This window comes from Streptomyces sp. R28 (assembly GCF_041052385.1).
Taxonomy (GTDB): Bacteria; Actinomycetota; Actinomycetes; order Streptomycetales; family Streptomycetaceae; genus Streptomyces.
The window spans coordinates 1,408,170-1,426,694 of record NZ_CP163439.1 but is presented as its reverse complement, the minus strand read 5'-3'; the positions used below and the strand labels follow the sequence as shown (position 1 = coordinate 1,426,694).

Annotated in this window: 19 protein-coding genes; 13 read left to right on the top strand and 6 right to left on the bottom strand. The window is 71.0% G+C overall.

Annotation, left to right across the window (positions count from 1 at the left end; translation table 11 throughout):
• The first annotated feature begins 4 nt into the window (after positions 1-4).
• From AB5J49_RS06105 to AB5J49_RS06060, 10 genes are all read left to right on the top strand, one after another.
• Positions 5-1,045, top strand: coding sequence for an ABC transporter permease (locus tag AB5J49_RS06105; protein WP_369175059.1), 1,041 nt, complete (start codon positions 5-7; stop codon positions 1,043-1,045).
• 93 nt (positions 1,046-1,138) lie between these two features.
• The gene (locus tag AB5J49_RS06100) at positions 1,139-2,473 is read left to right on the top strand and encodes an L-fuconate dehydratase (protein ID WP_369167412.1); all 1,335 of its coding nucleotides are present in this window, start codon (positions 1,139-1,141) and stop codon (positions 2,471-2,473) included.
• Complete coding sequence (locus tag AB5J49_RS06095; RefSeq protein WP_369167411.1) at positions 2,466-3,359, top strand: amidohydrolase; 894 nt, start codon at positions 2,466-2,468, stop codon at positions 3,357-3,359. Before AB5J49_RS06100 ends, AB5J49_RS06095 begins: the two co-directional genes overlap by 8 nt.
• Positions 3,359-3,796, top strand: coding sequence for an RbsD/FucU domain-containing protein (locus tag AB5J49_RS06090; RefSeq protein ID WP_369167410.1), 438 nt, complete (start codon positions 3,359-3,361; stop codon positions 3,794-3,796). The genes AB5J49_RS06095 and AB5J49_RS06090 overlap by 1 nt, the downstream gene beginning before the upstream one ends.
• Positions 3,793-4,845 carry a zinc-binding dehydrogenase gene (locus AB5J49_RS06085; protein WP_369167409.1) on the top strand — a complete coding sequence of 351 codons (1,053 nt, stop codon included), beginning with the start codon at positions 3,793-3,795 and terminating at the stop codon, positions 4,843-4,845. The genes AB5J49_RS06090 and AB5J49_RS06085 overlap by 4 nt, the downstream gene beginning before the upstream one ends.
• Complete coding sequence (locus AB5J49_RS06080) at positions 4,842-5,603, top strand: SDR family NAD(P)-dependent oxidoreductase (RefSeq protein ID WP_369167408.1); 762 nt, start codon at positions 4,842-4,844, stop codon at positions 5,601-5,603. The genes AB5J49_RS06085 and AB5J49_RS06080 overlap by 4 nt, the downstream gene beginning before the upstream one ends.
• A complete protein-coding gene (locus AB5J49_RS06075) occupies positions 5,600-6,229 on the top strand; it encodes a bifunctional 4-hydroxy-2-oxoglutarate aldolase/2-dehydro-3-deoxy-phosphogluconate aldolase (RefSeq protein WP_369167407.1) in 630 nt (209 codons plus the stop codon). The genes AB5J49_RS06080 and AB5J49_RS06075 overlap by 4 nt, the downstream gene beginning before the upstream one ends.
• Before the next feature lie 5 nt (positions 6,230-6,234).
• Positions 6,235-7,272, top strand: coding sequence for a PfkB family carbohydrate kinase (locus tag AB5J49_RS06070; RefSeq protein ID WP_369175058.1), 1,038 nt, complete (start codon positions 6,235-6,237; stop codon positions 7,270-7,272).
• A 35-nt stretch (positions 7,273-7,307) separates the two neighbouring features.
• The gene (locus AB5J49_RS06065; RefSeq protein ID WP_369167406.1) at positions 7,308-8,321 is read left to right on the top strand and encodes an aldo/keto reductase; all 1,014 of its coding nucleotides are present in this window, start codon (positions 7,308-7,310) and stop codon (positions 8,319-8,321) included.
• Entirely contained in the window at positions 8,312-9,034 is a 723-nt protein-coding gene (locus AB5J49_RS06060) for a FadR/GntR family transcriptional regulator (protein ID WP_369167405.1), read from the top strand. Before AB5J49_RS06065 ends, AB5J49_RS06060 begins: the two co-directional genes overlap by 10 nt.
• Positions 9,035-9,282: 248 nt before the next feature.
• Here AB5J49_RS06060 and AB5J49_RS06055 read toward each other — a convergent pair whose 3' ends face one another.
• A complete protein-coding gene (locus AB5J49_RS06055; RefSeq protein WP_369167404.1) occupies positions 9,283-10,770 on the bottom strand; it encodes an APC family permease in 1,488 nt (495 codons plus the stop codon).
• Between the two features lie 84 nt (positions 10,771-10,854).
• Positions 10,855-12,510, bottom strand: coding sequence for an amidohydrolase (locus AB5J49_RS06050; RefSeq protein WP_369167403.1), 1,656 nt, complete (start codon positions 12,508-12,510; stop codon positions 10,855-10,857).
• A gap of 179 nt (positions 12,511-12,689) precedes the next feature.
• On the opposite strand from AB5J49_RS06050, the gene AB5J49_RS06045 reads away from it, so the two are divergent.
• Positions 12,690-13,304 carry a TetR/AcrR family transcriptional regulator gene (locus AB5J49_RS06045; protein ID WP_369167402.1) on the top strand — a complete coding sequence of 205 codons (615 nt, stop codon included), beginning with the start codon at positions 12,690-12,692 and terminating at the stop codon, positions 13,302-13,304.
• A 44-nt stretch (positions 13,305-13,348) separates the two neighbouring features.
• On the top strand, positions 13,349-13,912 hold the full coding sequence (locus AB5J49_RS06040) for an MBL fold metallo-hydrolase (protein WP_369167401.1): 564 nt from the start codon (positions 13,349-13,351) through the stop codon (positions 13,910-13,912).
• A 15-nt stretch (positions 13,913-13,927) separates the two neighbouring features.
• Here the strand turns inward: AB5J49_RS06040 and AB5J49_RS06035 are convergent, their stop codons facing one another.
• The gene (locus tag AB5J49_RS06035; RefSeq protein WP_369167400.1) at positions 13,928-14,719 is read right to left on the bottom strand and encodes an IclR family transcriptional regulator; all 792 of its coding nucleotides are present in this window, start codon (positions 14,717-14,719) and stop codon (positions 13,928-13,930) included.
• Between the two features lie 137 nt (positions 14,720-14,856).
• On the opposite strand from AB5J49_RS06035, the gene AB5J49_RS06030 reads away from it, so the two are divergent.
• Complete coding sequence (locus AB5J49_RS06030) at positions 14,857-15,783, top strand: AraC family transcriptional regulator (RefSeq protein ID WP_369167399.1); 927 nt, start codon at positions 14,857-14,859, stop codon at positions 15,781-15,783.
• A 188-nt stretch (positions 15,784-15,971) separates the two neighbouring features.
• Here AB5J49_RS06030 and AB5J49_RS06025 read toward each other — a convergent pair whose 3' ends face one another.
• From AB5J49_RS06025 to AB5J49_RS06015, 3 genes are all read right to left on the bottom strand, one after another.
• The gene (locus AB5J49_RS06025) at positions 15,972-17,234 is read right to left on the bottom strand and encodes a beta-ketoacyl synthase (protein ID WP_369167398.1); all 1,263 of its coding nucleotides are present in this window, start codon (positions 17,232-17,234) and stop codon (positions 15,972-15,974) included.
• Between the two features lie 19 nt (positions 17,235-17,253).
• Complete coding sequence (locus AB5J49_RS06020; RefSeq protein ID WP_369167397.1) at positions 17,254-17,499, bottom strand: acyl carrier protein; 246 nt, start codon at positions 17,497-17,499, stop codon at positions 17,254-17,256.
• Positions 17,500-17,633: 134 nt separating this feature from the next.
• Positions 17,634-18,479 (bottom strand): IclR family transcriptional regulator, encoded by an 846-nt coding sequence (locus tag AB5J49_RS06015; protein ID WP_369167396.1) that lies wholly within the window; start codon positions 18,477-18,479, stop codon positions 17,634-17,636.
• Between the last annotated feature and the right edge of the window lie 46 nt (positions 18,480-18,525).

The following is an 18,525-nucleotide window of genomic DNA, read 5'->3' as shown; positions in this document are numbered from 1 at the left end:
CGTCATGCCTGAAACCGTCCTCGCGGACACGCCCGCCAAGGCCACGGAGCCCCGGGCGAAGCGGACCGCGCTGCTCGGCGGCCGGATACCCCTCGCCCGCCTGCGCGACCTCGCGCTCGTCCCGGCCATCGTGGTCATCGCGATCGTCGGACAGATCGTCAACCCGGTGTTCCTGCAGGCCGACAACCTCATCAACGTCCTGCAGACCATGTCCGAGATGGCCCTGCTGGTCCTCGCCCAGGCGATGATCCTGATCGTCAAGAAGATGGACCTGTCGCTGGAGTCCACCATGGGCCTCGCGCCCGGTGTCGCGGCCTGGCTCGTGGTGCCGACCGGCGCGGGACACGGCCTCGGCCTGCTGTCCGGCGCCTGGGCGATTCCCGTCACGCTCGCCGTGGGCGCGCTGGTCGGCGTCATCAACGCCCTGCTGATCATCCGCTTCGGCCTCAACGGCTTCATCGTCACCCTCGGCATGCTGATCGTCCTGCGCGGCATCCTCACCGGCATCTCCGGCGGCCAGACCTTCTTCCAGCTGCCCGAGTCGATGCTCTACCTCGGCACCGCCCAGTGGTTCGGGATGCCGGCCTCCATCTGGATCTGCCTGCTGCTGTTCGCCGTCGCCATCGTCGTCCTCGGCTGGACCAGCTTCGGCCGCTCGCTCTACGCCATCGGCGGCAACGTCGACGCCGCGAAGGCGGCCGGCATCCGCACCGACCGGATGCTGTGCATCGTCATCGTCACCGGCAGCCTGCTCGCCGCCCTCGCCGGGCTGATGCTCTCCGGACGCCTGGCCTCCGTCGCCTCGGCGCAGGGCAACGGCTACATCTTCACCGTCTTCGCCGCCGCCGTCATCGGCGGGATCAGCCTGAACGGCGGCAAGGGCACCATGTTCGGCGCGTTCAGCGGCATCCTGCTGCTCTTCATGATCCAGAACGTGCTCACCCTCGCCGGCATCCCCGCCCAGTGGATCGGCGCCCTCAACGGCCTGATCATCCTGGTCGCGCTGACCATCTCGCGCATCACTGGCGGCAAGGTCCAGGACTGAACCGGGCGGCCGCCCAGGCCGCCGACCCTCCTTCGCCGCCTCACCTCTCATCGCAAGGGGCCGTATCGCCCCTGCTCTCACAGGAGTTGCCGCATGTCATCCGCCCTGCCCGTTTCCCCGGCCGCCGCCCGCATCACCGCCCTGGACGTGCTGGACGTGCGCTTCCCGACGTCCGAGCACCTGGACGGGTCGGACGCGATGAACCCCGAACCCGACTACTCCGCCGCCTACGTCGTCCTGCGCACCGACGCCGGCGACGGACTCGAGGGCCACGCCCTGGCCTTCACCACCGGCCGCGGCAACGATGTCCAGGCCGCCGCCATCGCGGCCCTCGCCCCGCACGTGGTGGGCCTCTCGGTCGAGGAGGTCTGCGGCGACCTCGGAGCCTTCTCCCGCAGCCTGGTCCACGACCCCCAACTGCGCTGGCTCGGCCCGGAGAAGGGCGCCATCCACATGGCCACCGGCGCGGTCGTCAACGCCGCCTGGGACCTGGCCGCCAAGCGTGCGGGCAAACCCGTCTGGCGCTTCCTCGGTGAGATGTCGCCCGAGGACCTCGTCGCCCAGGTCGACTTCCGCTGGCTCAGCGACGCCCTCACCCCCGAGGAGGCCCTGGAGATCCTGCGCCGCGCCGAACCCGGCCGCGCACAGCGCATCGGCCGCCTGCTCGACCAGGGCTACCCCGCCTACACCACCACCCCCGGCTGGCTCGGCTACTCCGACGAGAAGCTGGCCCGCCTCGCCCGCGAGGCCGTCGCCGACGGCTTCACCCAGATCAAGCTCAAGGTCGGCGCGGACCTGGAGGACGACGTACGGCGCATGCGCACCGCCCGCGAGACCGTCGGCGACGGCATCCGCATCGCCGTCGACGCCAACCAGAGATGGGACGTCCAGCCCGCGATCGACTGGATGCGCGTCCTGGCGCCGTACGACCCGTACTGGATCGAGGAGCCCACCTCCCCCGACGACATCCTCGGCCACGCCGCCGTACGCAAGGCGGTCACCCCCATCAAGGTCGCCACCGGCGAGCACATCGCCAACCGGGTCGTCTTCAAGCAGCTCCTCCAGGCCGGCGCGGTCGACATCGTGCAGATCGACTCCGCGCGGGTCGGCGGCGTGGGCGAGAACATCGCGATCCTGCTGCTCGCCGCGAAGTTCGGCGTCCCGGTCTGCCCGCACGCCGGCGGCGTCGGCCTGTGCGAGATGGTCCAGCACCTCTCGATGTTCGACTACGTCGCCGTCTCCGGCACGACCGAGGACCGCGTCATCGAGTACGTCGACCACCTGCACGAGCACTTCGTCGACCCGGTGCGCATCGTCGACGGCCACTACCTCGCGCCCACGCTCCCGGGACTGAGCGCGCAGATGCACCCCGAGTCCCTCAAGGAGTACACCTACCCCGACGGCCCCGTCTGGAGCGCCCGTGTCTGACGCCCAGCCCCTCGTCGACGCCCACCACCACGTATGGGACCTGAACATCCGGCCGCAGCCCTGGCTGGACGAGCCCGGGCACGAGCCGATCCGTCGCAGCTTCGACTCGCACGCCCTGCGATCGGCCGCGACCCGGCCGATCGCCGGACGGCGACTGACGAGCACCGTGGTCGTCCAGTGCATCGCCTCCGTCCTCGAGACACGCGACCTGCTCGCCCTGGCCGACAGCGACCCGCTGATCGGCGGAGTCGTCGGCTGGGCGGACCTGACGTCCCCCGCGGTCGGCGACGTACTCGACGACCTGCGGGCCGGGGCCGGTGGGCGGTACCTGCGGGCCGTACGCCACCTCGTGCAGAGCGAGTCCGATCCGCGCTGGCTCCAACAGCCTGACGTCGAGCGGGGGTTGCGAGCGGTGGGGGAGCGCGGGCTCGGATACGACGTGCTGATCCGCAGCCACCAGCTCCCGCAGGCGACCCGCCTCGCGGAACGGCTCCCCGAGCTGCCGCTCGTCCTGGACCACGCCGGAAAGCCCCCCGTCGCGCGGCGGGAACTGGCCGACTGGGCAGAGCAGTTGCGGCCCCTGGCCAGGCATCCCCAGGTCCGCTGCAAGGTGTCGGGTCTCGTCACCGAGGCCGACCTCGAGAAGTGGACCGTCGACGACATCCGCCCGGTGTGGGACGTACTGCTCTCCGCGTTCGGTCCGGACCGCCTGATGTTCGGCTCCGACTGGCCCGTCTGCGTCCTCGCCGGCGGATGGAACCGCTGGGCCGCCACCGTCGAGGAACTCCTGAACGGGTGCTCCGGCACCGAGATCCACGCGGTGCTCGCCGGCACGGCGACGGCCTTCTACCACCTGACCCCCGCCCCGACGAAGGAGAGAACGTAGTGCTCCTGACGGAACTGCTGCACCCAGGCATCCTGGAAACCCTGGCGGGCGCCGGCCACGGCGCCCGCGTACTGCTCGCCGACGGCCACTACCCCGCGAGCACCGCCACCGGCGACCGCGCCCGGACCGTCCACCTCAACCTGGCTCCCGGCCTGCTGGACGTCACCACCGTGCTCGACGTCCTGCTGCGCGCCCTGCCGGTCGAGGCGGCCCACGTGATGGTGCCGCCGGAGGGCGAACCGGAGCCGCCGGCCATCGCCGAGTACCGCTCGATGCTGGCACCCGTTCCGGTCGACACGCTCGGACGTTTCGAGTTCTACGACGCCGCCCGCTCGCCCGACCTGGCGCTGGCGATCGTCACCGCCGACACCCGCACCTACGCCAACCTGCTGCTGACCATCGGCGTCCGCGCTGAAGGGACCCTGATCACCCGATGACACTCGCAGTCCGTTACACGGCCGCCCGCACCCTGGACACGGCTCCCGCCGCGCTTTCCCCGCCCGGCCTCGGTGAGGTGGAGCTGGCGCCCGCCTATGTGGGTATCTGTGGCACCGATCTGCACATCTTCCACGGCGACATGGACGCCCGGGTCGCCGTGCCTGCCGTTCTGGGGCATGAGATGTCCGGCCGGGTCGTACGCGTCGGGCCGGGCGTGGAGGGCTGGGCGCCCGGTGATGCGGTGACTGTGATGCCGCTGCGGTGGGACGGCACATGCCCGGCTTGCCGTTCCGGGTATCAACACGTGTGCCGGCACCTGGACTTCATCGGGATCGACTCGCCGGGTGCGATGCAGCAGCGCTGGACCGTCCCTGCTTCGACGCTGATCCGGCTGCCGGAGGCCTTGGCCCTGGAGCGGGCGGCGCTTGTGGAGCCGACGGCGGTGGCCGTGCACGACGTGGGCCGGGCCGAGGTCGCCGCCGGTGAGAAGGTCGTGGTGGTCGGCGGCGGACCGGTCGGCATCCTGATCGCGCTGGTCGCACGAGCCACCGGAGCCGACGTCCGGGTGGTGGAGCTCAACCCTCACCGTCGGCTGCTGGCCGGGGAGTTGGGGCTGACGGCGTGGGATCCGGCGGCCGATGACGTGCCCGAGCTGGTCCATGCGTGGACGGGGGAGGCGGGGGCGGACGTCGCGTTCGAGGTGTCGGGCGCGGCGGGCGGCGTGGACACGGCCGTCGACGTGCTGGGAGTGCGCGGGCGGCTGTGCCTGGTCGCCATCCACCCCCGGCCCCGCGAGGTCAACCTGCACCGCTTCTTCTGGCGCGAACTCACCCTCGTGGGCGCCCGGTTGTACGACCGCGGCGACTTCGAGCGGGCGGTGGCCCTGGTCGCCGACGGGACGATTCCGGCCGAGCGGCTGATCAGCAAGGTCGTGCCCCTCACGCAGGCGCCGGCCGCGTTCGAGGCCCTGGAGGGCGGCGGTGACGTGATGAAGATCCTCGTGGACTGCACCACCGGCACCGAGGCTGCTCAGGGAGCCGCCGTATGAGCGCCTTCGACCTGACCGGGAAGCTGGCTGTCGTTACGGGTGCCCGGCGCGGTATCGGGCGGGCCATGGCCCGTGCGCTCGCCGTGGCCGGAGCGGACGTCATCGGGGTGAGTGCCACGCTGGAGGAGTCCGGCAGCGCGGTGGAGAAGGACGTGCGTGCTGCGGGCCGTAGCTTCGAGGCGATCCGGGCCGATTTCGCTGACCCGGACGCCGTACGGGCCCTGGGCGTGGACCTCGCCGGACGCGAGCGGCCGGTGGACATTCTGGTCAACAACGCGGGCACGATCCGCCGTGCTCCGGCCGCCGAACACGCCGACGCCGACTGGGAGTTGGTGCTCCAGGTCAACCTGACCGCGCAGTTCGCGCTGACCCGTGCGGTGGGCGCGGTGATGGTGGCCCGCGGCCAGGGCAAGGTCATTTTCACGGCGTCGCTGCTCAGCTTCCAGGGCGGCATCACCGTGCCCGGATACACCGCCGCCAAGCACGGCATCGCCGGTCTGACCAAGGCCCTGGCCAACGAGTGGGCGCCGCACGGGGTGAACGTCAACGCCCTCGCCCCGGGCTACATCGCCACCGACAACACCCAGGCCCTGCGGGACGACCCGGTGCGCAGCAAAGCGATCCTGGACCGCATCCCGGCCGGCCGCTGGGGCAGCGCCGACGACCTGGCGGGCGCCACCGTCTTCCTCGCCTCCGACGCCGCCGCCTACGTCCACGGCGTCATCCTGCCCGTCGACGGCGGATGGCTCGGCCGATGAACACCAGCCTCGACTCCGTGCTAGCCGGAACCCGCGTGCTGCCAGTACTCACGGTGCGGCGCGTCTCGATGGCCGGCCCGCTGGCCGACGCGCTCGCGGCGGGCGGTGCCCGCTGCGTGGAGGTCACCTTCCGCACACCGGACGCCGAACAGGTACTCAAGACCATGGCGGCGCACGGTGGCCTGGCCGTCGGCGCCGGCACGGTCCTCACGCCCGAGCAGGCGGAGCGGGCTGTGGCGGCCGGGGCCCGCTTCGTGGTCTCGCCCGGCTTCGACGACGAAGTCGTCGCGAAGTGCCGCGAGCTGGAGGTGCCCGTGATGCCCGGCATCGCCACCGCCACCGAGCTGATGCGCGCCCTGAAGGCAGGCCTGGACACGGTCAAGCTGTTCCCCGCTGAGCCGCTCGGCGGTCTGCGGATGCTGCGGGCGCTGGCGGCTCCCTTCCCCCAGGTGCGGTTCGTGCCGACCGGCGGGATCGGCGCTTCGCGTATGGCCGCCTACCTCGCCGAGCCGGCGGTCCTCGCCGTCGGCGGCAGCTGGATGGCCACCACCGACCACCTTCGGCGGGGCGACTACCAGGAGATCAGCCGGCTCACCGCCGAGGCCGTGGACAGGAGCATGACGTGAACGACGTGACCGAGGTGGTGGCGCTCGGTGAGGTGATGCTCCGCCTCGACCCGGGCGAGGGACGCATCCGCACCGCCCGCACCTTCCAGCTCTGGGAGGGCGGCGGCGAGTACAACGTCGTACGCGGCCTGCGGCGCTGCTTCGGCCTGCGCACAGCCATCGTCACCGCCCTCGCCGACAACGCGGTCGGCCGGCTCGTCGAGGACCTCATCCTCCAGGGCGGCGTCGACACCACACTGATCCGCTGGGTGCCCGACGACGGCATCGGCCGCACCGCCCGCAACGGCCTCAACTTCGTCGAACGCGGCTACGGCATCCGCGGCGCCCTCGGCGTCAGCGACCGCGCCCACACCGCCGTCTCCCAGCTACGCAAAGGCGACATCGACTGGGACACAGTGTTCTCGGCCGGGGTGCGCTGGTTCCACACCGGCGGCATCTTCGCCGGCCTGTCCGACACCACCGTGGACGTCGCCGACGAGGCCATGGCCGCCGCCCGCCGCCACGGCGTCACCGTCTCCTACGACCCCAACTACCGCCCCAGCCTCTGGACCGGCCGAGGCGGCCCCGACCGGGCCCGCGAGACCGACCTGCGCCTCGCCCGGCACGCCCACGTCATCGTCGGCGCCCTCGGCCTGACCGGAACACACCCGGGTGCACAGCGCATCGGCGCCGACGAAGTACCCGACGCCCTCGCCGAGATCGCCAGCCGACTGCCCGCCGCCAAAGTACTGGCGACAACCCTGCGGGACGTGCCCTCGGCCGGGGTCAACGACTGGTCCTCCGCCGCCTGGTCCCCTGAGACCGGCTTCGTCACCGGCCCCCGGATGCCCGGCCTGCACGTCCTGGACCGCATCGGCTCCGGCGACGCCTTCGCCGCCGGCCTCATCCACGGACTGCTCAACCACACCTCCCTGGAACACGCCCTCGCCTACGGCACCGCCCACGGCGCCCTCGTCATGACCACCCCCGGAGACGTCTCCATGGCCACACTCGCCGAGGTCGAGGCACTCATCGCAGGCGGATCAGCCCACGTCAGACGCTGACCGGCACCCCGTCATCCGTATCCCAGGAGCACGACTTGCACCAGCGGAAGATCCACAACACGTCCGTCTCCCTCACCGAACTCGGCTTCGGCGCGTCCGTGATCGGCAACCTCTACCGCGTCACCCCGGCGGCCGACGCCTCGGCCGCCGTCGACGCGGCCTGGGACGCGGGCATCCGGTACTTCGACACCGCACCGCACTACGGCCTCGGCCTCTCCGAACACCGTCTCGGCGCGGCCCTGCGAGACCGCCCGCGTGACGAGTACGTCATCTCCTCCAAGGTCGGCCGACTCCTCGTCCCCAACGAACGTCCACGCGGCGTCGACAGTGAAGGCTTCGTCGTCCGGGACGACCTGCGCCGGCAATGGGACTTCAGCCGCGACGGCGTGCTCCGCTCCATCGAGGACACCCTGGAACGCACCGGCCTGGACCACCTCGACATCGTCTACCTGCACGACCCCGACAACCACTGGCGCCAGGCCGCCGACGAAGCCATGCCCACCCTCGCGGACCTGCGCGACCAAGGCGTGATCGGCGCGATCGGCGCCGGCATGAACCAGTCGGCCATGCTCGCCCGCTTCCTGCGCGAAACCGCCGCCGACGTCGTCATGCTCGCCGGGCGCTACACCCTCCTCGACCAGTCCGCGCTCGACGACGTCCTGCCCGCCGCACGGGAACTCGGCAAGAGCGTCGTCGCAGTCGGCGTCTTCAACTCCGGCCTGCTCTCCCGCGACCGGCCCACCGAGGGCATGAAATACGACTACCGGGACGCCCCGCCGGCTCTGGTCGCCCGTGCTCGGGCGATCGCAGACGTCTGCGAGGCGCACGGGACCACCCTGCCCGCCGCCGCCATCGCCTTCCCCCACACGCATCCCAGTATCATCAACGTGACTCTCGGCATGCGGACTCCGGAACAGGTCGTACGAAACGTGGAACTCCATGGTCAGCGCATCCCTGACGGGCTCTGGGCCGACCTGCGCGCTCAGGGGCTGATCAGGTCGGACGTGCCCGCGGAGCTCGGCCGGGGGAGAGGGTCGCGTTGTCTCTGACGGACAAGGCCATCGAGCAGATCCGGGAGCTGATCCGGACCGGCGCCCTGCCCCCGGGTTCGAAGCTCCCGCCGGAGCCGGACCTGGCCGCCCAGCTGGGCCTGTCCCGCAACCTCGCCCGCGAAGCGGTCAAGGCGTTGGCCGTCGCGCGGGTCCTGGAGGTCCGGCGGGGGGACGGCACCTATGTGACCAGCCTGCAGCCGAGCCTGCTCCTGGAGGGACTCGGCGGTGCGGTGGAGCTGCTGCAGGGCGACTCGGTCGCCCTGCAGGACCTCATGGAGGTACGGCGGCTCCTCGAACCGGCCGCCACGGCCCTTGCCGCCACCCGGATCTCCGACGCCCAACTGGCCGAAGTGAAGCGGCACCTGGACGCCATGCGCGAGGCCCGCGACGACGTCGAACAGCTCAACGCCCACGACGCGGCCTTCCACCGCGCAGTCGTCTCGGCCACGGGCAACGAGACCCTCCTCACCCTCCTGGAAGGCATCTCCGGCCGCACACTGCGCGCCCGCATCTGGCGCGGTCTGGTCGACGACAAGGCCGCGGGCCGCACCCTCGCCGAGCACGAGGCGATCTTCAACGCGTTGTCCACCCGCGACGCCGCCCTCAGCCAGGCCGCCGCACTGCTCCACGTGAGCAACACCGAGCAGGGGCTGAGGGCACACCTGCGCTCCGGCGAACCCCTCCCCTTCGGGACGGCAGCGCAGACGTGACGGGCGGGCTCCGCGCGCGGCCCCGACCGCATCAGGTATCTGCACCTTGGGCCGGGACCGGGCCGCGTGGCCAATCGGCCTGACGCCCGGGAGTTCCCGATGCGATTCCTGCGGGCAGGCCCTGTCGGCTCCGAGCGCCCGTCGTCCCGGACATCGACGGGAGTCCGGGCCGCCCAGAGGGTGGAACCCTCCGGGAGGGGACGGCCCGGCTCCGAGCGGACCACGCCGGAGGAAGGGCGATCAGACGGTCATCCGGAGTCGACGTCAGTGGTGGCGATCCTGGCGTAGACGTCGGGCCGGTTGCGGCGGATCCGCAGGGCTAGCAGCGCGCCGGTCAGGAAGACGACCGGAGTGAGCGCGACCAGCGTCCAGTTGACGGCCGGCCCGGCACCGGTGAAGAGCGTCAGGCGTGTGCAGACCAGTCCTGTGATCATGGCCAGGAGGAGCGCGGCGGCCACCGGCGCGGCGACCGTGCGCAGGCGTCCCGCCGTGTGGGCGCCGGGGTTGCGGCGGAAGAAGACGGCCACGGCGCAGGCCGCGAGCGTCTGCAGCGCGAGGATGCCGACCACTCCGGGGGTGTTCACCCACAGCAGGAACTGGTTGTACGGGTGTGCGCCGATCGCGGCGAAGACGGCGGTGACGACGACCGCCAGCGCGGTCTGCGCGATACCGGAGACCCAGGGAGAGCCGTGCCGGGGGTGGATGCGGCCCAGGCGGGCGGGGACGGCGCCCTCGGCGGAGAGTGCGTATCCGTAGCGGGTGATGGCGTTGTGGAAGGCGAGCAGGGAGGCCAGGAGGCTGCTGACGATCAGGACGCGCTGCAGGTCGGTGGCCCAGCCGCCGACGTAGCGGGTCATGGCGGTGAAGAACATCTCGGCGGGGTTCTGGGCCGCGGTCCCGACGGCCTTGTCGTCACCGAAGGCCTGGACGATGACCCAGACGACGAACGTGTAGAAGAGGCCGAGGAAGCCGACGGCCAGGTAGGTGGCGCGGGGCACGGTGCGGTCGGGATCGCGGGCCTCCTCACGGTAGAGGGCGGTGGCCTCGAACCCGATGAAGGCGGCGACGGCGAGGCCGAGCGGTGCGCCCATCTGGGAGGTGAAGACGTTGGAGGGGGCGAAGGAGGCCAGGCTCAGCCCGTCCGCACCGCCCTTGGCGAGGATCGCGCCGGCGAGCAGCACCAGGACGGCGGTCTCCGCGATCAGCAGGGCGGCGAGGACCTTGGCGCCCACGTGGATGGACCGGAAGCCGAGGAACCACACCACGGCGATCCCGGCGAAGGCGTAGACCGGCCACGGCAGGTCGACGCCCAGGAGGTCGTTCGCGGTGCCGGCGGCGAAGAAGCCGAAGGCCCCGTAGGTGCCGATCTGCAGGGCGTTGTAGGAGAACACCGCCAGCAGCGCCGCTCCCAGTCCGGCAGGGCGGCCGAGGCCCCGGGAGACGTACGAGTAGAAGGCGCCCGCGTTGCGGATGTGAGGCGTCATAGCGGTGAAACCGACCGCGAACAGGCACAGGACGACGCCGACCGCCAGGTAGGCGACCGGGGCGCCGATACCGCCGAAGAGGATGGCGAGCGGGGCGATGCCGGCCATGACGGTGAGCGGTGCGGCGGCCGCCACGACGAAGAACACGATGTCACTGACGCCGAGCGTGGCCCGCTGCAGACGGCCGGTCGGGTCCGCCCCGGTGGCGGACGGGGGGTGTTGGAGAGCGGTGGAGGTGTGGGGCTCGGTCATGGAGGTCTCCGCGTGATGCGTGAGGTCGACGGGGGGAGGGGACTGTCCCTGGCACGCGGGCCCGGCCGTGACGACGCCGAGAGGCTATAGCCCTCCGGCCGACAGGGGGACGGGGGTGCCGGAGCCGTGTGTGCGCCGGCCGGCGAGCCAGGTGCCCAGGACGGGCAGGTGCGCGAGGTCGCGGGGTGCGGTCTCGACCGGGTCGGCGGCGAGATGCACCAGGTCGGCGCGCATACCGGGGCGCAGGACGCCCCATGACTTCTCCTCGAACGCCTGGTAGGCGCATCCGGCGGAGTAGGCGGCCAGTGCGGTCGTGGTGTCGATCCGCTCCTGGGGAAGCCAGCCGCCGTCGGGGATTCCGTCGGGTGTCTGGCGGGTCACGGCGGTGGCGATGCCCCGCAGCGGTTCGTGATCGGTGACCGGCCAGTCGCTGCCGAACGCGATGTGGGCGCCGGAGTCGAGCAGGGCGGCGATCTGGTACTGCCGCGTGCCGCGTTCCGGGCCGATCCTCGGCAGGATGAGGTCGGTCATCAGGCGGTCGGGCTGGGCCCACAGCGGCTGGAGATTGGCGATCACCCCGAGTGCGGCGAAGCGGGGCAGGTCGGCGGGGTCGATCAGCTGGGCGTGGGCGATGACCGGGCGGCGGTCACGGGGGCCGTTGGCGCGGGCCGCGGCCTCGATCGCGTCGAGGGCGGCCCGGACGCCGCCGTCGCCGAGCGCGTGGATGTGCGGCTGGAAGCCGAGGGCGTCGACCGCGGTGACGGCTCGGGCCAGTTCCGCCGGAGTCCAGTTGGCTATGCCGTGGGAGTGCGGGCAGTCGGTGTACGGCTCCAGGAGGGCGGCCGTGCCGGATTCGATGACTCCGTCGGCGAAGAACTTCACGGTATGTGCGGTGAGCAGCCCCGGGGCGGCGCCCTCCACACGTTCACGCTCGGCGGCGAGCCGGGGGAGTTGCTCGCGCCAGTGTTCCGGGCCCAGGAAGAAGCCCAGGTCGGCACGGATGGGCAGCCCCGGGCCACTGGTCGCCGCGGTGATCCAGACGTCGGCGTGGTGCGGTTCCACCCAGGCGTCCTGCACCCAGGTCACCCCGGCGGCGGCGAACCGGGCGGCGGTCTCGCGCAGGGCGTCCACATGCGCCTGGTGAGACGGCTGGGGCACGAGGCCGAGGACGGGCAGCACGGCGCCGAACTCGCGCAGGGTGCCCAGTGGTTCGGTGGAGCCTTCCCGGCGCACGATCTCTCCGCCGTCCGGGTCGGCGGTGGCGGCGGTGAACCCGGCCCGGCGCAGGGCCTCGGTGTTCACCCACGCCGTGTGGTGGTCCATCGTGCGCAGCACCACGGGCCGGTCGGGGACGGCCGCGTCCAGCAGGCGGGCGTCGAACCGGCCGCCGGGGGCGAGCCAGGCGTCGAAGCCGTCGCCGGTGATCCACTCGGCCTCGGGGTGCTCTTCGGCCCAGCACCGTACGGCCTCGACGATCTCCTCCACCGAGGTGCACTCGCGCACGGGGACTCCGAGCAGGCCCAGGCCGCCCATCACCGGGTGCACGTGCCCGTCGCCGAACGCGGGCAGCAGGGCGCCTCCCCGCAGGTCGACCACAGCGGTGCCGCTACCGCGGGCGGCGAGCGCCTCCGCCCCGAGCGCACTGATCCTGCCGCCCGTGACGGCGAGGGCGTCGAACGCAGGGCCTTCGGTGGCCCCGGTCCTGACGGTCCCTCCGGTGAACACGATGTCGGCCTGCATGGCGGCGGCACCTTCCGTCGTACGACAACCGAACTGAAACTGATTCGGTTTCGGTAATGTAGGCGGCGTCCGAGCGGCCGGGAAGAGTTTTACTGAAAGTCGTTCGGTAAAGTTCCGGTGACCACCCGGGGGCGGCCGTGCCGTCGCCCGTCGGAGGAGACGTACGAAGAGGAGCCCTCGTGCCAAGGCCGCGCACCCCTCTGCTGGACCGCCGACGCATCGGTGCCGCAGCGCTGAGACTCGCTGACGAGCAGGGCGTCCTCACCATTCCCGCCCTGGCCAGAGCGCTAGGGGTCGCTCCCTCCGCGCTCTATCACCATGTGTCCGGCCGCGACGAGATCATCTCGCTGATGAGGGAAGAGCTGGCCCGGGAGGCCGGCCCCGACGACTGGGACGCCTCCCGGCCCTGGGAGCAGGCCTTGGAGGAATGGGCCCGCGCCTACCGCACGGCCTTCGCCGCGCACCCCGGCGCGGTACCCCTGCTCGCGACGGCGCCGCTGGCCGAGCCCTTCATGCACGCGATGTACGAGAAGGTCGCCGAGCTCCTGCTGACCGGCGGATTCACCACCAGTCAGGTCATGCCCTTGATCAACGCGCTGGAGAACTTCATCCTCGGCTCGGCCCTCGACCTCGTCGCGCCGCCCGTGATGGTCTCCGACGTGACCCGCGAGACGGCCCCCCACCTCAGCGCCGTACTCGACGACACCCCCACCGACCACCGCCGGGCCGAGCTCGCGTTCGACACCGGCCTGCGCGCCCTGCTCATCGGCTTCCGGCAGTTCCTTTCTCGTTGACCGGCGTGAACCGACGCACCCACCACCGACTTCAGGAGCCCGTCTTGACCGCATCGTTGTATGTCCTGACCACCGGCTACGCCGACGAGCGGGTGGCCGGCACCGTCACCCTGCTCGTCGACGACGAGACCGTCGCGATAGTCGACCCCGGCATGGTCGCGGACCGCCGGCTCATCCTGGACCCGCTCGCGCAGCGCGGACTGGCTCCCGAAGACGTCACCGACGTGATCTTCAGCCACCACCACCCGGACCACACGCTGAACGCGGCACTGTTCCCCGAGGCTCGCTTCCACGACCACATGGCCATCTACCAGGACGACATCTGGGAGGACCGCGACGCCGACGGATACCGGCTCTCCCCGTCGATCACCCTCATGACGACCCCCGGCCACACGGCGGAGGACGTCAGCACCCTGGTCACGGCCGACGAGGGCCTGGTGGTCCTGACCCATCTGTGGTGGACCGCCGAGGGGCCGGCCGACGACCCCTTCGCCCCGGACCGCGAACAGTTGCGGGCGGCCAGGGAGAAGGTCCTGGCCCTCGGCCCGGCCCTGATCGTGCCGGGACACGGGGCGCCCTTCGTGCCGTCGTCGTCCACGACCGTCTGACGGAGATCCCTGGGGTCATGCGGTGGCGCCGGTCGTACGCCGGCCGGCGGGCCGTATGTGCTGGGACACGGCGTCGGCCGTTGCGGACACCAGGGGCAGCAGCTTCGCCGGTCGGAACGTGTCCGCCTGCGCCACCACGCCGACCGCCGCGACCACGGTTCCGTCGGCGGCGCGCACGGGAAACGCGACGGCGCTGCAGTCCGGGTCCGGCGTACGGTGCGTCACCGCGTAGCCCTCGCGCCTGATCTTGGCCAGGGCCTGCCGCAGCGTGGGGCCATGGGCCAGCGTCGTCGGCGTGTACGCGCGCAGTGGCCCCGCGCAGACCTCGTTCTGGACGACCTCGTCGGCGTGGGCGAGCAGGACCAGCCCCGTGGCGCAGGCGTGCAGCGGCATGCGATCGCCGGACTCGGTCCAGGACATGAGGGCGTGGGGCCCGTTCACGGCGAACGAGAGGCAGAGCCCCTCGACGCGGTCGCGGATCACGAGCAACGCCCCGGCCGAGGTGCGGGCGTGGAGTTCCATCAGGTGCGGCTGGGCCGCCTCGGCGAGGGGTGAGCAGCGCGGCGCCAGGGTCCCCGTCTCCCAGAGCCGTAAGCCGATGCTGTAGCCGCCCTCGTCGCTTCGCTCCAGGGCTCCCCAGCCGTGCAGCTTGTTCACGATGCGGTGCGCCGTCGCGAGCGGGAGCCTTGAACGTCGGCTGATGTCGCTGAGTGTCAGGGTGCGGTTCTGCCGGTCGAACGCGCCCAGAACGCTCAGGGCGCGATCGACGACCGAGCGTTCCGGATTGCCGGGGTGGGGCATGGTCATCCCGTCTCGTTCCTTTCATCTGCACGTGAGGCGAGCATGTCGACTCGTGCATGCGCCGGAGGTGGATCCGGCAACGGGCGGCCACCGCTATAATTCAATCTTCAATCGGTGTGGGAAAGGTCGTTTCCGGAAGTCCTATGGTCGATTTCGCCTCATTGCCGATCCCCGTTGTTCCCTACACCCCGGTCTGCCGACCGGGAATCGGCATCGCAGTGACGTCTTACCGGGAACTGCTGACGTGGTCTTCGAAGGAGTTCCTCGCCGCCCCACATCGGGTCGAATTCCACCAGATCCTGCTGGTCGATGAGGGCTCGGGCACTTTCTCAGTAGACTCGACGCGCTTCGAGTGCGGCCCCGGAAGCCTGTTGTGGATCCGGCCGAACCAGGTGATCCAGTCCGCACCGCAACCCGACCTGGAAGCCGACCTCGTCCTGTTCACCGAGGCGTTCCCTCTGCGCATGAACGCCTTCATGGGGATGCTCGACGATGTGCTGCGGCCCTCGCACTGGAGGCTGAAGGAGGCCGAGCGGGCCGACCTCGGGCGCGTCCTCGACCTGATGCGGGACGAATTTCGGCGTGGCGACCGGAGGTTGGGGGAGGACCTTCTCAAACACCTGCTGGCGGTCTTCGTGCTGACCATCGACCAGATATGCAGGTCCCAGCGCGCAAGTGACGACCATGCGCAGGTCGACCTCGACAACGGCTGGGGCGAACTGTTCCTGAGGTTCCGGCAGGAGCTGGACCGCTCCTACCGCACGACCCGCCGGGTGGAGGACTACGCCGCCGCGGTCAACTGCACGACCCGTGCCCTGGCCCGCGCGTGCCGGGCCGTGGCCGGCACCACCGCCAAGGATCTGATCGACGCCCGGGTGGCTCTCGAAGCGCGCCGCCTGCTCGCGCACACGCGCCTGCCCATCGCCGCCGTGGCCCGCCAGCTCGGATTCACCGAGGTAACCAACTTCACCAAGTTCTTCATACGCCGGGTCAATATGACGCCCGGGGCTTTTCGGCGCAGTCACAACACCACTTATTCAGCCACCGGGGAACCTCGCCCATGGCTTTGAAACGACGTTACCGGCCGGTTGTTCACCGGCCGGTAACTGATTCCGCGCAGATCTACGCCCGTAAACTCACTGGTCTTTCCGCTGTCCGGAAGTGCGGTTGATTACGATTCGGAGCTCTGGGGAGACTGTGATCTGCATGCTTCGGGCGGCCAATCCCGAACGCAGCCCCATACGGCAGCCGCCGAGGGTCAGACCGTGCGGAAGGCGAGCACCACGTTGTGGCCGCCGAAGCCGAACGAGTTGTTGAGGGCGGCGATCGGCCCGTCGGGCAGAGCCCGGGGTTCGTCTCGGACGATGTCCGCCTCGACCTCCGGGTCGAGGTCATCGATGTTGATGGTCGGCGGGGCGAGCCGGTGGTGCAGGGCGAGGACCGTCGCCACGGTCTCGACGCCACCGGCCCCACCGAGGAGATGCCCGGTCATGGATTTCGTGGCCGACACCGCCACATGCTCCATGGCGTCACCGAGGACCTTGCGCAGCGCCTTCACCTCGGCCACATCGCCCTTGGGGGTCGACGTCGCGTGCGCGTTGACGTGCACGATCTCCGTCGGCCTCAGATCGCAGGAGTCCAGCAACCCAGTGAGCGCGGCGGCGATGCCCCGGCCGGTCGGCTCCGGTTGGGTGACGTGGTGGCTGTCGGCGGAGAGCCCTTGCCCGACGGCCTCCGCGTAGACGCGGGCACCGCGCCGCGCGGCATGCTCCGCCGCTTCGAGTACGACGACGCCGGAGCCCTCACCGATGACGAAGCCGTCCCGTGCCGCGTCGTACGGGCGCGAGGCCGCGGCCGGGGCGTCGTTGCGCTTGGACATGGCCATCATGTTGCCGAAGCCGGCCATGTTGAGCGGGTGGATCGCGGCCTCCGTGCCGCCGGCGACCACGATGTCGGCCCGGCCCGTGCGGATCATGTCGATGGCGTATCCGACCGACTCGGAGCCCGAGGCGCACGCGCTGACGGGTGAGTGCACCCCGGCCCGGGCATTGAGGTCCAGTCCGACGTTGGCACCCTGCGTGTTGGGCAGCATCATCGGGATGGTGTGGGGGGAGACCTTGCGGACACCCTGGTCCCGGAGGATGTCGTACTGCTGGAGCAGCGACGTCACCCCTCCGATGGCGGAGGAGATGACCACGCCGAGCCGGTCGGGGTCGACGGAGCCATCCGTGCCTGCCGGGGCGGTGAAGCCCGCGTCGGCCCATGCCTCGCGCGCCGCGATCAGGGCGAACTGGGTGGAGCGGTCGAGCTTGCGGGCTTCGGTCCTGGACAGGCGTTCGGTGGGCTCCACCGCGATCTCCGCGCCTATCCGCACCGGGGTCTCGGCGGCCCACGCGTGCGTCAGCAGCCGCACTGCGGAGCGGCCGGCCAGCAGCCCCTGCCACGTGGTCGGGCTGTCACCGCCCAGCGGTGTGGTCGCTCCGACTCCGGTCACGACCACCTTGCGATCTGTCGAGTGCATGAGAATCACTCCAAAGCCGTCAGCGGTTGGCGAGTATGTAGTCGATGGCGTCGCTCACGGTCTTCATCCGGCCGGCGGCCTCGTCCGGGATGGTGACCCCGAACCTCTCCTCCGCGGCGACCACGACCTCGACCATGGACAGGGAGTCGACGTCGAGGTCGTCGGCGAAGGACCTGTGGGGCAGAACCTCGTCGGGCGCGACTCCGGCGATCTCGTTGACGATGGTGGCCAGACCGCTGAGGACTTCTTCCTGTACGGCGTTCATGTGCGTCTCCTCTACTCGTGATGGGCGTTGCTCTCGGTGAGCCGGCTTCCGCGGGAAGGGCGGCATGGGGCTCTGGGAGGGCGGAGCTTCAGCTCGCGGGGCGGGGCGGGGCGAAGCGTCGGGACGTGCGGGCTCTACGCGCCGGCGTCCTGGGTCCGGTCGGCGCGGGGCCGGGATGCTCGCGCGGGCGTCGGGGGTGCTCCGCTCCGGGGCGCCTGGACCGGATCGAGGTTCCGGGAGACCTGCCGGGCGGCCGCCATCAGGGGGCCGACGGTGCGCCGGACATGCTCGACGGTCTCACTGCCGGTGATCAGACCGACGGCACCCACTACGACCCCGTTGCCGTCACGGATCAGCGTGGCGATCTCCACGACCCCCTGCAGCAACTCGCCGTGGGACACGGCGAACCCCTGCCGCCCGGCCTTCTCCACGAGGCCGCGCAGGACGGAGGGGTCGGTGACGGTGCGGTCCGTGTACCGGCGCAGGCCGCCGGCGTAGATCTCTTCCTGGACGGTGGAGCCGGCGTCGGAGAGGAGGACTCTTCCGCAGGCCGTGGCATGGAGGGGGAAGCGGTGCCCTCTGGACCACGACCGGTGCAGCGGTCTGACGCCGCCCGAGACGCTCTCCAGGCAGATTCCCTCGTTTCCGTCCCGCACGGAGAGCAGGACGGCGCAGCGTGTCACGGAACGCAGCTCGAACATGGACGGGATGGCCGCTTCCCGTAATGCGGAATGTCTGGGTGCCAGCAGGGAGATTTCCCAGAGCCGGACACCGATGGTGTATTTATTGCCCTCCGCGCGTTCCAGAGCTCCCCAGGAAACGAGTTTCGAGACAATACGGTAGGCGGTGGCCACCGGTATTCCTGACCGCCTGCTGATCTCGCTCACGGTCAGCGCCGCCTTGCCGACGTCAAAGGCGCCCAGGACGCCCAGAGTGCGCTCCACGACCGAACGATCCGCCGGGGTGTCTGAGCTGGACATTCGACGGCACCCCCTTCTTCATGTCTTCTTCTCTGTCGAACAGCGG

Excerpts from the sequence above, each read along its gene's own strand:
- AB5J49_RS06030 (WP_369167399.1), top strand. The coding sequence starts at position 14,857 with ATGGTCGATTTCGCCTCATTGCCGATCCCCGTTGTTCCCTACACCCCG.
- AB5J49_RS06080 (WP_369167408.1), top strand. The coding sequence starts at position 4,842 with ATGAGCGCCTTCGACCTGACCGGGAAGCTGGCTGTCGTTACGGGTGCC.
- AB5J49_RS06020 (WP_369167397.1), bottom strand. The coding sequence starts at position 17,499 with ATGAACGCCGTACAGGAAGAAGTCCTCAGCGGTCTGGCCACCATCGTC.
- AB5J49_RS06035 (WP_369167400.1), bottom strand. The coding sequence starts at position 14,719 with ATGACCATGCCCCACCCCGGCAATCCGGAACGCTCGGTCGTCGATCGC.
- AB5J49_RS06085 (WP_369167409.1), top strand. The coding sequence starts at position 3,793 with ATGACACTCGCAGTCCGTTACACGGCCGCCCGCACCCTGGACACGGCT.
- AB5J49_RS06050 (WP_369167403.1), bottom strand. The coding sequence starts at position 12,510 with ATGCAGGCCGACATCGTGTTCACCGGAGGGACCGTCAGGACCGGGGCC.
- AB5J49_RS06105 (WP_369175059.1), top strand. The coding sequence starts at position 5 with ATGCCTGAAACCGTCCTCGCGGACACGCCCGCCAAGGCCACGGAGCCC.
- AB5J49_RS06055 (WP_369167404.1), bottom strand. The coding sequence starts at position 10,770 with ATGACCGAGCCCCACACCTCCACCGCTCTCCAACACCCCCCGTCCGCC.
- AB5J49_RS06100 (WP_369167412.1), top strand. The coding sequence starts at position 1,139 with ATGTCATCCGCCCTGCCCGTTTCCCCGGCCGCCGCCCGCATCACCGCC.
- AB5J49_RS06015 (WP_369167396.1), bottom strand. The coding sequence starts at position 18,479 with ATGTCCAGCTCAGACACCCCGGCGGATCGTTCGGTCGTGGAGCGCACT.
- AB5J49_RS06025 (WP_369167398.1), bottom strand. The coding sequence starts at position 17,234 with ATGCACTCGACAGATCGCAAGGTGGTCGTGACCGGAGTCGGAGCGACC.
- AB5J49_RS06075 (WP_369167407.1), top strand. The coding sequence starts at position 5,600 with ATGAACACCAGCCTCGACTCCGTGCTAGCCGGAACCCGCGTGCTGCCA.